Here is a 16,742-nt window from a genome sequence, read left to right on the forward strand (position 1 = left end):
CAAATGTACCCGTCATCTTTCAAGTTACAGGTACGTTAATAATCACGGGCTTTGGCAATATTTTGTTCCAACAGCCGAACCACTGCGTCCGTCCTTTCACTGTCAGAAACTTGAGCAACCCCGACTCGCCACCAACTCAGGTACTTATGCACCATAGTTTTTGGTAGAACTTTTATATCGATAAGGGTTGAAATCGTCTGCATACGGGCATCGGCCAATGCATCGACCAATTGCTGCTCAGTGCAAACACGATATGTCTTACAGCCATAAGCAGCGGCCAACATGGCAAAATCTACTGGAACAAAATCACCGTCTAATTGACCAGTTTCTTGATTACGGAAACGGAATTCAGTGGCATAACTGTCCATTCCATGTTCCATCTGGAGGTTATTAATGCAGCCATTTGTCATGTTATCGAACAACACAACGTTAATTTTGCAGCGCTCTTGAATGGATGTGACTAACTCAGAATGCAGCATCATGAAAGCGCCATCACCCACCAACGAATAAACTTCGCGATCAGGTTCAGCCAGTTTCACACCCAACGCAGCGCTAACTTCGTAGCCCATACACGAATAACCATATTCGACGTGATAGCCATTACTGCCTTTTGTGCGCCACACCCGCTGCAAATCACCGGGTAAACTCCCTGCAGCAGCAACAATGACGGCATCTTGAGGTAATTGGCTATTCAGTACCCCCAGCACTTGGCTTTGTGTCAGGAAAGAACCGGTTTTATTGATAAACTCAGCAAAAACCTGCTCACGATCCAAATGGTCATTTATCTCAGGGGTAAAATCATCGGCATTGTATTCCACCTGATAGACCCGCTCCGTCTCCGCTAATTGTTCAGCGCGCATCCGAGCAATTTCGCCCCCCCAACCGGCCTGGTAGCCAGAGCTATTAAGCTGTTGATGCAATGCTGACAATGCTTCACGCGCATCAGCCAGTAATTGCAAACCATCGAGTTTGCCGGCATCAAAAGTACTCACATTGATATTGAGGAATGAAACATCAGGATTCTGAAACAACCACTTAGATGATGTAGTAAAGTCGGTATAACGAGTACCAATGCCAATCACAAGATCAGCCTGTTTCGCCAATGTGTTAGCCGCCAAACACCCCGTTTCACCAATACCACCGAGATTCAGTTCATGTTCTGAGCTGAGTGTGCCTTTACCGGCTTGTGTTTCTACCCAGGGCAAACCGAAGCATTCGGCAAATCGTTGTAATGCTTGACCGGCTTGCGAGTATTTCACGCCCCCACCACAGACCAAAATCGGCTTACGTTTGGTGGTCAATAAAGCAATCGCATCAGCCAGCATTACAGCGCTGGTTGGCCTTCGGTCAAGACGATGAACGCGTTTCTGGAAGAAATAATCAGGATAGTCATAGGCTTCAGCCTGAACATCTTGCGGTAAACAAAGTGTCACAGCCCCGGTTTCTGCTGGATCAGTGAGAACTCGCATTGCATTAATACACGCGCTCATCAGTTGCTCTGGCCGCATAATGCGATCCCAGTATTTACTGACGGGTTTGAATGCATCATTGGTGCTGATACTCAGGTCATGGGATTGCTCAATTTGCTGTAGCACGGGGTCTGGTTGACGCGATGCAAATACATCACCAGGAAGCAAGAGTAGTGGGATGCGATTAGCCGTTGCGGTAGCCGCGGCAGTAACCATATTGGCACTTCCTGGCCCAACAGATGAGGTACAAGCATAAATTTGCTGGCGTAGTTTCTGTTTTGCAAAGCCCGTCGCGGCATGGGCCATTCCTTGTTCATTACGCCCTTGATGGACGACTAATTCGCCACAATCCTGTTCCAGTGCTTGCCCGATCCCCAGTACATTACCATGGCCAAAAATAGCAAAGATCCCTTTGATAAATTTGATTTCCTGACCATCAACTTGCAGGTATTGATTGTCCAAAAAACGAACTAATGCCTGTGCCGTGGTTAGCCGAATCTTATTCATTTACCCATCCTTTGCTATGTTTGCGCGATACCATGGGACTGAGGTACTTTCAGCCCCAAAGATACGTTTGCCACACAGAAGAAGCCGGCTTGATGGTTTCCGCTATGCTGACAACAATGAGGTGAAACATTGCAGGGATTATAAACAAATATTTTTTTCATAAAATCACATTACAGAAGAAACATTTCATTATGCGATGAGGATCAAATAATCAGGTAAACACTGAAACTGTCATACCCACATTGACCCACTTAAAAAAGGATCATTTTAATACCTTGAAATAGACATGTAATTTATTGATATCTTTGGTTTATATTGATTTCCAATATCGACTAGTCCCCCCTAAGAAAACCATTAATAATTTGTACTATCTTTTGGCTTGGACTCTATTTCCGAGCGTTATACAAGGCTTTTAGCCCCGTCACATATTCGGGGTATAAATTTCATTTAACCTTGAGTTTGAAATATTTATTCCTCATACTAATTTCAGAAACGTCATTACAGTTCATTTCATTGGACATTGTCGGGGTTTTAAAAGAAGGAAATGGGGATGGGTACACAACACAAAGTGCTGGATGTCATATGTATCGGGCGAATTGCCGTCGATTTTTATGGACAACAGATTGGTTCCCGACTGGAAGATACCAGTACATTTGCCAAATATTTAGGCGGTTCATCAGGTAATGTTGCCTACGGCACGGCAATCCAAGGTTTGAATTCAGGGATGCTGGCACGTGTAGGTGATGAACATATGGGCCGCTTCCTGCGCGAGGAATTACAACGTGTTGGTGCTGATACCCGTTTTCTTATTACTGACAAACAGCGTCTAACCGCATTGGTTATTCTAGGGATTAAAGATCAAGAGACTTTCCCACTGATCTTTTACCGTGAAAACTGTGCGGATATGGCCCTCACGCAAGATGATATAGACGAGTCTTATATTGCATCATCCCGAGCATTGGCTATCACTGGCACACATCTTTCGCACCCCAATACACGCGATGCCGTACTGAAAGCATTGGAATATGCACATAAACATGGGCTACGAACCGCTTTGGATATTGATTATCGCCCAGTATTATGGGGTCTGACCTCACTTGGCGATGGTGAAACACGTTTCATTGAGTCGGAAAAAGTGACTCAGCAATTACAGGAAGTCCTACACCATTTCAATTTAATTGTCGGCACGGAAGAAGAGTTCCATATTGCCGGTGGCAGTACAGATACTCTGATAGCGCTACAAAATGTGCGTAAAGCAACCCAAGCGACGCTGGTCTGTAAACGCGGAGCACAAGGTTGTTCAGTGTTCGAAGGGGGAATTCCCACCCGTTGGGAATGGGTCAAACTCCATTCGGGTGTTCGCGTTGAAGTTCTCAATGTATTGGGAGCTGGTGATGCCTTTATGTCTGGCTTACTGCGCGGTTATCTTAATGACGAGAGCTGGGAACAAGCTTGCCGTTACGCCAATGCCTGCGGTGCACTGGTTGTTTCCCGTCATGGCTGTGCGCCTGCTATGCCAACCAAAATAGAATTAGATAATTACCTCAGCCGTGAACGCTCTATTCTACGCCCAGATCGTGATGCCCATCTTAACCACTTGCACCGGGTGACTAGCCGTAAACAGCAATGGCCGGAACTTTGTGTCTTCGCTTTTGATCACCGCAAACAACTGGTTGATATGGCTCGCGAGGCGGGGGTTAGTGAAGAACGTATCCCCCAGCTCAAGACATTATTGCTCCAAGCTGCGCAGCAAGCTGCTCAAGAATCTGAGCTAACACAGAAGAGCGGCATTTTGGCAGATACAACTTATGGCCAGGAAGCACTTAACACTATTACTGGCCAAGGGTGGTGGATAGGTCGCCCGATTGAGCAACCCAGCTCAAGGCCATTACGTCTGGAACACGGCAACATTGGCTCCCAACTTATTGATTGGCCGCTGGAACATGTTGTGAAGTGCCTGATTTTTTATCATCCTAAAGACAGCATAGAGCTACGCCAGCAACAGGATGAGTTGATTCTGGATGTTTACCGTGGATGCTGTAAATCAGGGCATGAATTGCTGTTGGAAGTCATTTTACCTGAAGATAATAAAGACAAAGATGAACGTTATTACATTGAAACTATGGCACATTTCTATGCGCTAGGTATTCAACCAGATTGGTGGAAACTACCACCACTAAGCGCAGAAAATTGGCAACACGTAGGTAATTTGATTGAAACTCAAGACCCCTATTGCCGAGGTGTATTGATTCTTGGGTTAGACTCTTCAGAAGCTATATTAAAAGCGGGTTTTGCCGCAGCGGCTCAAGCTCCTTGGGTTAAAGGTTTTGCTGTTGGCCGCACCATCTTCGGTCAAGCATCTCGCCATTGGCTACAAGGTGAGTTAAATGATGCAGAGTTGATCGCGCAAGTGAAACAAAATTATCAAACGCTGATAGGTTATTGGCGAGACTATCGGCCTGTCATCTGAATTTAATACAGCTTTACTGGCGCTGATGTGAAAAACGTCAGCGCCATTGTGCTGCCATCTGCACGATTTATTCCTTATTAGCCTGAAAAAATCCTGATTTTTGTCAAACTTGATAAAGTAATACCTTTTGCTTATAGCCGTTTCCTTTATTATGGCTTCGTGAACAGTTTGAATTCGCGATGAAATAAAAGTAAATGCGGATATCAGCAAATGAAATTTTCCAACCATCTGTTAGAATGCCTGACAGATAACCCCTGAATTTTCCTCTGCCGTGGGCCGAATGGATGAATAACCCTACTCAACTATCATTGTTACAAGACCAGATTCGTCATCGTTATGAGACGTTAAGCAAACGTTTAAAACAAGTTGCCCGTTATATCTTGGATAACAGTAACAGCATTGCATTTGATACAGTTGCTTCCATTGCGGCCCAAGCTAGTGTGCCTCCATCAACATTAATTCGGTTTGCAAATGCCTTTGGTTTCAGTGGGTTTAATGAAATGAAACAGGTATTCCGTCAACATCTGATGGAAGAAACCGTTAACTATACCGAGCGCGCACGGTTATTCCGTCAAACCTCAACTGATGGCAATACAGCACCAGAAAAACCTGCTGAAATACTGAATGTATTTACGATGGTCAATGCACAAGCCCTACAACAACTTGCAGTGCAAACCAGCGCAGAACAGTTGGATAAAGCAGTTGAGCTATTGAACAACGCTGAAAATATCTATGTGATTGGTTTGCGGCGCTCTTTCAGCGTTGCCTCATACCTGACCTATGCATTACGTCATTTGGAACGCCGAGCTTTTCTAATTGATGGGCTAGGGGGGATGTTCGCTGAACAATTGAGTATGGTGAAACCCAAAGACGTAGTTATTGCCATTAGCTATTCACCCTATGCACAAGAAGCATTAGAACTGGTCGAATTGGGTGCGAAAAGTGGTGCTCAACAGATTGCAATTACTGACAGCCAAGTCAGCCCATTAGCGGCTTTCAGTGATGTGTGTTTTGTGGTGCGAGAAGCACAAGTCGATGGATTCCGCTCACAAGTTGCTTCTATGTGTCTGGCGCAAACTTTAGCGGTTTCATTAGCACTGAACAACGCAAAAGAATAATCTATAAATCAGTATTATCAATAAACTACAAACCAAGTGTAAACTTTGGCAGATCAATAGAATGGGTAGAATCCCACCTACCCATCAATTCGTTTTTAACAAAAGCACTTTAGCTTTTTCCTGTCGGATATTGATCACTATTGATCCACGCATGATCTTTTTCCCAGGTAAACTTCCATAGCCGTACCGGCCCTGCCATGACATTCAAATAATAGCTGTTATAACCTGCCAATGTTGCCACGGGGTGGTAGCCCTTTGGTACTTTCACGACATCCCGGTTATAGACTGGCATACATTCATCCAGTGAACGATCGTCGGTATACACTCGCTGCAGGCAAAAACCTTGTTCTGGACTCAGCCGGTGATAATAGGTTTCCTCCAAATAGGTTTCATCTGTAACATTTTCCTGGTCATGTTTATGGCTTGGGTATGAACTGGTATTCCCTTCATCAGTATAAACCTCAACCACCAGCAAGCTATCGGCGGGTTGGTTGTCAGGTAAAATATTATGTACTAACCGCTGGTTACGCCCCTTACCTCGCCGTTCCACACCCACATCCGCCGGTGTAATCAGCCGGGAAGGTAAATAACCATTACCGGGGGCGCGGCAAACAGCCAATTCCAAGTCGGTCTCTGCCACAACTTTCACATGCTCATGATGTGGAACATAAACAGAATAAGGCGGTGTTCGTTCGAATGGACTCATGCGTTTGCCAATGTGCGGATATTCAGCCCGGCGTGTTGATACCGAGGCAATTCCAGCAACCAATACCAGGCAAAGTTCATTATCAGCACTGTCTAGAACCAACGTCTTTCCAGCCGTCAAGTGATAGACATCAAACCCGACAAAACGCCAGCCCGCGTTCTCTGGAGAAATATGCTGAATACGCCCATCCACATCCGGTAGCTGACATTTGGCAAGTAGTGTCGACATGATGACTCCCCTGTTGGCAACATGAAATTACTCTAACGAACACTCTCAAGCAGCATTAACCCAGTGTTGGCATACTGTATTCGGAAACAGTTTGCTGGCCGGTTGGCCAACGGGCCGTGGTTGTTTTCATACGGGTGTAAAAACGCACACCATCAGTGCCATGAACATTTAATGCACCGAATACAGAGCGCTTCCAACCACCAAAACTGTGAAATGCCATCGGCACAGGAACCGGGACATTAACGCCAACCATCCCTGCCTGGACTTCATGTACGAACTGTCGTGCATAATGACCACTACTGGTAAATATCGCACTCCCATTACCAAATTCATGGCTATTTACAGTATTAATTGCGGTTTGGTAATCAGGAACTCTGACAATCCCCAACACTGGGCCAAAGATTTCTTCCCGATAAATTTTCATATCCGGAGTGACATAATCAAACAGCGTGCCGCCAACATAATATCCTTGCTCATAGCCAGTGACATTATAGTTGCGACCATCTGTGACTAATGTCGCGCCTTCTTTAACACCTTGCTCAATATAACCAAGAACTTTTTTCTGATGGGCTGCTGAAATCAACGGCCCCATTTCATTTTCTTCCCCACCTTGCTGTAAACCTGGGCCGACACGCAAACGAGCAATAAGTGGTTTTAACTTTTCAATGAGCTTATCCGCCGTGCTATCACCGACGACAACGGCAATAGGCAACGCCATACAACGCTCACCGGCAGACCCAAATGCACCACCCATCAATGCATTAACTGTCGCATCCAAATCAGCATCTGGCATGATAATCGCTTGATTTTTTGCAGCACCAAAAGCCTGTACGCGCTTACCCTGTGCACTGGCAGTGGTGTAAATATGTTCAGCAACAGTAGAGGAACCCACAAAACTTACAGCTTGAATTCGTGAGTCGGTGCAGAGTTGCGCAGCATTTTCATTTGAACAGTGAATAACATTGAATACGCCATCAGGTAAGCCCGCCTCTGTCAGCAATTCAGCTAAACGAACCGATGCTGAAGGATCGAGCGCAGGGGGTTTCAGAATAAAGGTATTACCACACGTCAATGCAATGGGGAACATCCACATTGGAACCATCGCAGGAAAATTAAATGGGGTTATCCCGGCCACAACGCCCAAAGGTTGCATCATCGAGAAACTATCAACCCCGGTGCCCACATCTGCGGAATATTCGCCTTTCAATAAATGAGGGATACCACAGGCGAATTCGACCACCTCCAGACCGCGAGTGATTTCGCCCAACGCATCTGAATAGACCTTGCCGTGCTCACGAACAATCAACTCAGCCAATTCATCACGGTGTTGTTCAATTAATGTTTTAAAATTGAACATGATGCGAGCGCGGCGCAAAGGGGGAGTTCGTGACCAATCGACAAAAGCCTGATGAGCAACGCCAATAGCCTGATGAACTTCTTCAGCAGTGCTTTGTGTAACCTGACTTTCAACCTTGCCGGTGGCTGGGTTATGAATATCGACAGTCTGATTACTGGAACTCAAAGAATTCTTCCCGCCGATAAAGTTACTCACGATTTTCATGTCTCACCCTCTTCTTAAATAGCGGCTATCGCAAGGGTCATTGAAAATGGCTATATGCCAGACACCTAACGAACCATGCGCTTAATCAGTAAGAGTTATCTTGGATAAAGCCAATATAACCCACAAGGCGACCAACCGCCGGAAAGACGAAAAGCCAGCCGATATGCAGACTCTATGCTATTGAAAAAAAAGTTTCAAATAACTTTCTTTGAAAATTTTATTTTGTGCGATGCATCGCAAGTTCCTGCAAAGAGTTCGTGTCACTATCAAAATCCTCAGAGCATCAACGCAATACCCCATCCATCTGCAATATCTCACTTTTTATACTAATAAAAACTGCCAATGTAGAAAAAATATGTATGTTAACTTGGCAACACCTCACATTAAATGATTTCTATTCGACATTTTTCAGCTTAATATTTGAGCTAGATCGAAAAATTAATTTTTCGTTATTTAAGTTAAATGAAATAAATGTTTTCATGCTGAACAGTATGCAAGTGACTTTAATCTTCGTCCGCTGGAGACAGGTTGGCAGTCTCCAATGTCGTTATCGGCTGTATTTATCGGCAGTTTGGCCGTCGGGCTATCATTGCAGGAGCAAAGCTATGCCTATTGCACAAGATCGTTTCTGTATTAATCGCAAAATTGCCCCAAACTTAAGTATCGAAAGCTTTTTTTGTTTAGTTAAAAAATGTGGGTTAAATAAAGTTGAATTACGCAATGATATGCTGGGCGGGAAAGTGACGGATGAGTTGAGTTCAGCGCAACTCAATACTCTGGCTGATGAATATGGAATCGACATTATTACTATCAATGCGTTGCAATATTTTAATCTGCCAGAACACCGTCCAGCACTGCTGAAAGAAGCAGAAAACATGCTAAAACAAGCAAAAGCGATTAACTGCCGTGGGGTTATTTTATGCCCAAACTGTAGCACCAATGACCGCCGTTCAGCCGAGCAAAAAGAACAAGACACACTAGATGCTTTAGTGCTGTTAGCCCCGCTATTTAAAAAATATCAAGTAACCGGGCTGGTAGAACCTTTAGGCTTTGAAATCAGTTCATTACGTTCCCACCTGCTAACACAATCTATTATTCGCAAGTCAGCCGCGCCCTATAAAATGGTGTTGGATACTTTTCACTACTATCTGAGCGATGTTGCACAGGCCGAGTTCGATGCACATATCGATATCAATACTATCGGGCTAGTGCATCTTTCCGGCGTCGAAGAAATGCGGTTAAAGTCCGCACTGACTGATGAAAACAGAATTATGCTGAGTGAACAGGATAAACTGAACAGTAAGCAGCAAGTGGCTAACTTGGAACGACTGGGTTATCAGGGAATATATGCTTTTGAACCATTCTCATCACAATTGAATACTTGGTCAGAGGCTGATATTGAAAGAGAAATTCATCAAAGTATTGCCTGCCTACAAAACTAATATGCGGAACCGGTATCGTTCCGCCAAGTTGAAAGCATGAAAAGCCCCATCAAGAAATAATGAGGCTGATTGTCATACATCCGCAGGATGGCTCAAGTGAACATTTTGGCTTAACCAACCGCGGTTAGCTTTTCGGCGGTTTTTCCCGGCCACGAGAGCTGAAAACGCGGGGATCCATTTTTAGCCCGATTGGCCCTCACCCCAAATCTAGCAAACTATTAAGCTGGTCGATTTGTTGCCGCCACTCACGTTGTAATGTAATTTTTTGGTGTTTAGGTTTACGCGCCAAATCCTCGGCCAATTTAGCTTCCAGTTCCAGTAAGGTTGCCAGCAGGCATTCCTCCTCACTCTCCATTGGTGCGGTAATGGCCTCAGTTATAATGGCTGAAATCGGACTCGGTGCCATAAACGATTTATCGGCCAGAATGTCGTAAACCGGAGCCAGGTCGTGCCACTCCTCAAGCCGTTGTTGGTGAATTAACCAGAAGCGATTACAACTTTGCTCAATTAATGTGCGGTCATGGGACACTAATAATACCGCGCCACTGAACGTTTTTAGCGTTTCCGCAAGTTCCTCCTTACCCTCCATATCAAGGTGGTTGGTCGGCTCATCCAGTAGCAGCAACGAATAGTTTGCTAGTGTCAGGCCGATAAACAGCAGCCGCGAACGTTCACCACCGCTGAGGGTGCTGACCTTTTGCTGATGTCGCAGATAAGGGAAACCTGCGCCGATCAGCGCCATTTTTCGCTGATCTTCTGTCAATGGTGCGAAAGGTGCTAGCGCGTCACTGAGCGAATCATCATCATGTAATTGATGTAGGCTTTGATCGTAATAACCTATATGTACTTTGGGATGGAAAACCATGCCCACATCGGCGGTATCTGGTTGGTTGAATGCTTGCCATAAACTGTGTAATAACGAAGACTTACCGCAACCATTGCGCCCAATCAGCGCGATACGGTCACCGCTTTTTACCCTGACTTCACCCAGTTCGAATAAGACAAGCGCATCCGGCGCAGGGCGCACCTGCAAATCAGACAGCGCCAGCACGCGGTCAGCGGGCAATGCTTCGCCATTAAGCCGCAATTGCCACTGATTACCAGCCGTCAGCAAGGTTTGATCTTCCTTCATCCGGTCGACCTGTTTCTCCATCTGTTTGGCTTTACGTGCCAACTTTTCGTTGTCATACACGCTGCCCCAGATAGCCAGCCGTTTGGCGCTTTTCGCTACGCGGTCGATCTCCTTTTGTTCAGCTTGATGGCGATGGGCATCGGCGATATCTTTCTCCTCCAGCGCTTGTCGAGCTTGTATGCAGGGCAGACGAATAAATTGTAGAGTTTTATCGCGCAGGATCCAGGTGCTGTTGGTTACGCAATCCAGCAGGCTGCGGTCATGTGACACCAACACAAAGCTGCCGCCCCAGTTTTGCAGAAACTGTTCAAGCCAGAGCAGAGTCGGTAAATCCAGATGGTTACTGGGTTCATCCAACAGCAGTAAATCCGGTTGGCGGATCAGCGCCCGCGCCAATAACAGACGCGTATGCTGCCCGCCACTCAGGGTTCCAGCAGTCAATGACCATGCGTTTTCATCAAAACCCAGTGTGCCGAGCAGCACTTCAGCTTGCCAGCGCTCAGGTTGGTGCAGGCTGTCCGGCAGATGATTGAGTACCGCGTCTATCAGAGTGGCATCGTTCAATGCAGAGGGCAGATGTTGTTCCACCATTGCCATCAGACATTGGTTGGCGGTGGTGATGGTGCCGGAGGTCTCAGAAAGTGCGCCGCTGAGGATTTTCAGCAGGGTGCTTTTGCCACAGCCGTTATGGCCAATTAGACCAATGCGATCGCCTTTTTTCAGGCTAAAGGAGATCTCAACCAGCAATGGGCCGAAGGTGTTGTCGTAGCAGACAGATTGTGCGGAAAGTAATGTGCTCATGATGCTTATCCAGATTTTCAGGCATAAATATGCCTATCGTCGAAAATTGCTGACGATAACCGGTAAGCCGGAGGGAAGTTCTCAGATTGTTAGTTAGCTTCGCTCAAGCAGGTTATCGCAGCACGATACCGGTAATGCTTGAGCTATGACGATCGCTAAGGACAAGCGAAATTAAAAACATTTCACGGGTCAACATGGCAATCCTCCTTATATAACATTGGCGTATGAATAATATGATTATATTGAGTAGCTTGTCATTTAGTCTACTTTTTTTATAGCTCATTATTATTCCCGAGAACTTCAAGTTTTCTAGCTCTCCCCATAAGGCTTCCACTGCATTTAATATGGTTTAAATTTAGCCAAAAAATCTAACCGAATGATTTTATTAACCATGAGCCGCCGTGTGAGGCGAAAAAAGTCTGAACACTCGTTAAGATAAAGTTTGCACGCTAATATTTAGAAGCCTCAACCACTCGGTTCAGGCTCCTTTTGGACTACTGTTTAATACTTATCTATTGATAAGAGAATGTTATGCTGGCAAGCGCATTTGCAGTGCCCGGTTGTAAATTCCCCGTGCGGATATAACGCGCCTGGAAAGGCAGTGTCAGTGTTTGTGCCTGACCCGTGCTTTGAACAAAAAATTGATTGAGCGTTCCAGAAGCCGAACTGTCCGGGCCTAACATCAGCGGGCCATTACCGTTATAGAAAAACTCCACACCGACACCAGCGGCAGTTGAGTTACTGGTTAATGACACCACAGAGGAGCTGTTTGCCGGTTTAGCTTGATCTGTCATCACTGCGTTAACGGCAATATTTTCATCACAACTCAGGGCAATATCGAAATGACCAAAAGCAGATGTGCTACCAACCGAAGGTAGTGTGCGGACATCAATCACCCCAAGATCCACATTTGCAGCCTTGGTGTTAACAGTACACCCTGATGCTTGCACAGTGATACTGACAGGGTTGATGATCACTCGCGCAGTTTTCACCTCATTGTTGTAAGCCGTCAGCACTGCGGCATCAATAGAACTTGTCTGGTACACACCGGATGAGAGTGTATGACCCGTTTTGATAAACGTCACTTTCGCCGACCAGCCCAAATCCGGACTGGAGCCGCTATATGTCTGAGTCTCTCCATCCAGTAGCGGTATATAGACGGAGCTATTGAAATCTTTCAGCCCAATAATAAAACCCACGCCAGCCACCCCGGTTTCAAAAATAGCGTAATTAACGCCATCGACATTTACCGACATACCTGTTGGGATTGCACCGCTGCCCGGCATCATCGTGCTTTTATTGCAATGGAAGATATAGCCGCACCAAAATACTTGCTGCACTGATACAGTAGCACTCCAAGTGGAACCGATAATATTACCGGGCCTCACTGAATCAGCAGGGCCGACATAATTCATCGGCTGGGGCGATAACGTAATATTTGATTTCCAGTCCAAAGCATAAGCCTTACTTGCGCAGCAAAGCACAAAAATAATAGTGACAAATAATCGTATCATTGATACTCCAATACCCAAGTGGCTATGGCCGATACAGGGCCGGGGCTGACCGGAGAGCCGGTTGCAGTAAGGCGGGCGTAAAATTTCATCTGAACATTCTCCGCGCCAGGTGTTCCCAAAACTTCTGTTTGCATATTTAGCGCCAGAGGCTTTTCAGCTTTATTCAATAACTCAACAGCAACGCCCGTAGCACCACCGTCATCAATTTTAATCAGATCGGCCCCAGAGCCATCCGGCGTACCGACAAAGCGAACTTTGACTCCGGTAAATGTCGGCCCACACTCTTCCAGATTGATGAAAAAGGGGGTTTTAATATTGCTGATCCCGTGCCCAGCACCGAATTGTTGTGTGCCGATATTTCCTAAAGGAACAGTCTGCATTGTCGAATCAGTCGAAACTGTACAGGTGTTGCCAATCAGTTTTCCCGTCACTGAGACCAGCACATCGTAGGCCAGCACCGGCGCGGGTAAAAATGAAAGTGCCAGTATTGTCAGTAATGACTGCCTTAAAATTATTGACATACCAACTCCTGCGAATAGAGACCCGTATTAGGGTTATGATATTTCTTATCCAATTTGAAACGTGCAGTGCAGGTTTTATCATTGCCTGTTCCCCATACCGCCCGTAGCAGTCCTTGCTGAGGTAGCCCGGATAAATAAAGGCTCCCTTCATCACCAACGATACCGCTGTTAGTGCTTTTGTCATTCAGCGAGACAATCGTCCCAAATGGAAGAACGCCGTTTTTATGGCGAATAAAGAACATCGCTTTCATGCCAACCTTGGTCGAGATTGTTGCTCTTACCAGGGCACCTTCGGTCGGTGTTTTACTCACCATTGTATTGTCCAGCTCAACACTATCCCCTGCCGTCGTAACGTCCATTTCTACCCGGTTCATACGGTAAGGGGTCGCATAGGGGATAACTGCATAGCCGCGACTGTCGGTTCTAACACCTCGGTGGCTACGGATGGCAACATCACTTGCTCCCTCAGCTTTAATCAGAATGTTGGTGTTGCCCAATGGCTGGCTGAATGTCAGGCCATCTTCATGCAACACTACACCGCCACTCATACCGTAACTTAGGCTACGAGCGTTCTTCGAATAGCCGTAGCCAAGGTTGTAGTCACCCCTTGCCCCTTGGTAACGAAGGGCAAGATCACCACCAGACTGTTGCTGGTCACTGTAACGCTGGCTGGCGCTATAAAATAAATTTTCCTGCCCTGGCACGTAGCCATTAAGACCTATATTGTTAATAGAACCTGATGAATCAGAGTTCGTCAGCGCATAATTGGCACGAGTGGACAGCGCAGGATCGCCTAATGGCAATGAGAACGAAAAAGCGAAAATATTATCTTTTTTCCTGTCATACAGGCTGGTGCTACGCTGGTAGCTAACCCCGTAGGAAACTCGACCAAATGTGTTATTCCATGCAAATTGAGCGCTTTCAGCCGATTTATCTGATTTCCAGTAAGTTTGTTTATCCCACGACAGTGATAGCGCGCCAGCATCACCCATACTTTGTGACAAAACGACCTGGTTTCTGGATTTACGGGATAAAGCCAAATTGTAGACATTCTCATAATTAGTGCTGATAGAGCCATCAGCCTCCTTTATGAAATCCACATTTCCACCTTGCATCCGTTTGTAGGTGGTATCACTTAATTCATAGAAACCATCAGAGGAGAAGAACCATGAATTTAGATTAAACCTGGTTCCATAATTATTAACTAACTTGTTGTAACGCAGACGTAAAGCGTCACCACTGTAACGATTGCTATCGGCCAGCAGGCTTTGGGCATGAGTCACATCAATTGAATATGCACCCAAACGCCCAACGTTTTGTCCAATTCCCATCGCCAGGCCGGTGTAATTTTCTGAAAACTGAGCGCCACCGTAGAGCGTCAAACCATATTGCCAGCCCCAAAATGCTTCAGTTTGCATAATAAAAGGAGAGTCCTGGTTTTCATTCGAGCGGAAATACCCGACCCCAGCAGCATATTTAAATTGCCCCGGACGTACCAAATTCGGCACGCTGGCAAATGGAACTGTGTAATGCGATTCCGTACCATTGGCCTCTTGGATCGTCACGGATAAATCACCGCCGGAGGCCGTCGGATATAAGTCATTTAATATAAACTCACCAGGGGAGACGGAAGTCTGATAAATAATATTGCCATTCTGGCGTACAGTTACAGTGGCATTACTGCGAGCAATGCCACGGACTTCAGGAGCATAGCCCCTCAGGCTAGCTGGCAGCATATTATCGTCGGTATTCATTGCCACACCTCTGAGCCCCACAGAGTTAAAAATTTGTGCGGAGGTGTTGGTTTCACCCAAATAGAGCTGAGACTGTAATGGGGGTAAATCACGCTGCACCCACGTTTGAACATGCGTTAAGCCATCATCCGTATTTTTTGTCCATGTTGAATAATCGCGAAATCGCCACGGGCCAAAATTCATTCCGCTGTTCAAGCCAATAAACATCTGATTGTCTATTCCCCGACTTTCGTGACGATATTCATTACGAGCCCCATTGACGACGTAATTCAGCCAACCAGAATTAATACCATGCTCCCAACTTTTGGGATTAATATAGTCACGAGGCACATTTAACATATACCGCTGAGGCAGATTAAAATAAAGAGATAACTTATTTTGCTCAAAAGAGACTTTTGTGTCGGGGAAATAGTCCTCCAGAGAATAACACTGATCATCGGATAGAGAAAAATCACCCTTAGCCTGAATCACATCAATAAGCATTAATTTAATCTGCTCCAATGTCAGACATGGCTCAAGTGCGGAATTATTACTTTTCTGATTAACGTTAAATTTCACATCTGTAGTAAATGCGTAACTTTCGTTTACATAGATATTGACGTTATACACGCCTGAAGGTAATTCACCACCATCATTAACCCAAGATAGATCTGCAACGCTATCATTTTCGCCATTAAGAAATGCGGGATTAAAATGAATATCATTCTGTGCGTGAACTACGCCCGCCAATAAAAAATGGGATAGCAGAACGCAATTTATTTTAATTTTCACTCTGCACACTCTTATATATTCTGAATTATTTCATAATAAAAACAACTCAACGCATTGTTAACATTATAGAAATTTTCGGCGTCCAAGCACCATAATCATTGATTGCCTGATAACTAAGCTGACGAGCGTTGCTGAATGATTCTTCAAGCGTCACTGTATCTCTCGGCGGGATCATGACCGACGATACTGCTTTCCCATCCACTTTCATATTTATAGTCGTAATATAAAAAGGAGTCGGATTAGTAATATTTATTTTACCATTATGAAATTCGCCACTAAGACTTCCCCACACTTCATTATTGATTTTTTTTGTCAGCGCGTCTGGTCGATAAAACAACTTAATACGACTCGCCGAGGCAAACTGTAAAGTATTAGCATGACTTTCCTGCCCAGACTGAGGGATTGCTTTTACGGTTATCCAATAAAGCGTTTCACGGTCTTGAGGTAACTGTTGGCCATTAAACATGACCTTAACTGAATTTTCTATTTCTGGTTTAAGAACGAATAGAGGTGGTGTGATAACAAAATCACTAGAGCGTTGCCCTTCAGCATTTTCAACCCACGACTGAATAAGAAAAGATGATTCTTTATTTGTATTTCTGACGTCTAATAAAGATTGTGAGGTTGAACCTGAATAAACCATTCGGGTTACACCTAACCCAACACCTCCGGCATATACCGTAGATGTGCACAACGAAGTGACCAATAAAATAAATATCGTCAGAATACGCATGATAAATACCTGAAT

At 45.3% G+C, this 16,742-nt stretch carries 11 protein-coding genes; 3 read left to right on the forward strand and 8 right to left on the reverse strand.

Annotation, left to right across the window (positions count from 1 at the left end; genetic code table 11):
* Positions 1-35 precede the first annotated feature (35 nt).
* Entirely contained in the window at positions 36-1,976 is a 1,941-nt protein-coding gene (gene iolD / locus DXZ79_RS19605) for a 3D-(3,5/4)-trihydroxycyclohexane-1,2-dione acylhydrolase (decyclizing) (protein ID WP_120011557.1), read from the reverse strand.
* A gap of 550 nt (positions 1,977-2,526) precedes the next feature.
* Between iolD and DXZ79_RS19610 the strand changes: the two genes are divergently transcribed.
* Together DXZ79_RS19610 and DXZ79_RS19615 are read left to right on the forward strand one after the other, a co-directional pair.
* Positions 2,527-4,446 (forward strand): bifunctional 5-dehydro-2-deoxygluconokinase/5-dehydro-2-deoxyphosphogluconate aldolase, encoded by a 1,920-nt coding sequence (locus DXZ79_RS19610; RefSeq protein WP_162928762.1) that lies wholly within the window; start codon positions 2,527-2,529, stop codon positions 4,444-4,446.
* 284 nt (positions 4,447-4,730) lie between these two features.
* Positions 4,731-5,564 (forward strand): MurR/RpiR family transcriptional regulator, encoded by an 834-nt coding sequence (locus tag DXZ79_RS19615; protein WP_004388956.1) that lies wholly within the window; start codon positions 4,731-4,733, stop codon positions 5,562-5,564.
* Between the two features lie 109 nt (positions 5,565-5,673).
* Here the strand turns inward: DXZ79_RS19615 and iolB are convergent, their stop codons facing one another.
* Both iolB and DXZ79_RS19625 read right to left on the reverse strand, forming a co-directional pair.
* A complete protein-coding gene (gene iolB / locus DXZ79_RS19620; protein ID WP_038637384.1) occupies positions 5,674-6,498 on the reverse strand; it encodes a 5-deoxy-glucuronate isomerase in 825 nt (274 codons plus the stop codon).
* Between the two features lie 55 nt (positions 6,499-6,553).
* A complete protein-coding gene (locus DXZ79_RS19625) occupies positions 6,554-8,059 on the reverse strand; it encodes a CoA-acylating methylmalonate-semialdehyde dehydrogenase (RefSeq protein ID WP_038637387.1) in 1,506 nt (501 codons plus the stop codon).
* A 605-nt stretch (positions 8,060-8,664) separates the two neighbouring features.
* Between DXZ79_RS19625 and DXZ79_RS19630 the strand changes: the two genes are divergently transcribed.
* Complete coding sequence (locus tag DXZ79_RS19630; protein ID WP_050291849.1) at positions 8,665-9,501, forward strand: TIM barrel protein; 837 nt, start codon at positions 8,665-8,667, stop codon at positions 9,499-9,501.
* Between the two features lie 196 nt (positions 9,502-9,697).
* On the opposite strand, the gene DXZ79_RS19635 is transcribed toward DXZ79_RS19630, so the two are convergent.
* From DXZ79_RS19635 to DXZ79_RS19655, 5 genes are all read right to left on the reverse strand, one after another.
* A complete protein-coding gene (locus tag DXZ79_RS19635; protein WP_050291850.1) occupies positions 9,698-11,434 on the reverse strand; it encodes an ABC-F family ATP-binding cassette domain-containing protein in 1,737 nt (578 codons plus the stop codon).
* Between the two features lie 512 nt (positions 11,435-11,946).
* The gene (locus tag DXZ79_RS19640; RefSeq protein ID WP_038637392.1) at positions 11,947-12,948 is read right to left on the reverse strand and encodes a fimbrial protein; all 1,002 of its coding nucleotides are present in this window, start codon (positions 12,946-12,948) and stop codon (positions 11,947-11,949) included.
* Positions 12,945-13,469 (reverse strand): fimbrial protein, encoded by a 525-nt coding sequence (locus DXZ79_RS19645; protein WP_038637394.1) that lies wholly within the window; start codon positions 13,467-13,469, stop codon positions 12,945-12,947. Before DXZ79_RS19645 ends, DXZ79_RS19640 begins: the two co-directional genes overlap by 4 nt.
* Positions 13,460-15,994, reverse strand: a complete 2,535-nt coding sequence (locus tag DXZ79_RS19650; RefSeq protein WP_050291854.1) for a fimbria/pilus outer membrane usher protein — start codon at positions 15,992-15,994, stop codon at positions 13,460-13,462. Before DXZ79_RS19650 ends, DXZ79_RS19645 begins: the two co-directional genes overlap by 10 nt.
* Before the next feature lie 46 nt (positions 15,995-16,040).
* A complete protein-coding gene (locus tag DXZ79_RS19655; RefSeq protein WP_050291856.1) occupies positions 16,041-16,727 on the reverse strand; it encodes a fimbrial biogenesis chaperone in 687 nt (228 codons plus the stop codon).
* Positions 16,728-16,742 lie beyond the last annotated feature (15 nt).

The organism is Yersinia rochesterensis (genome assembly GCF_003600645.1).
GTDB lineage: Bacteria > Pseudomonadota > Gammaproteobacteria > Enterobacterales > Enterobacteriaceae > Yersinia > Yersinia rochesterensis.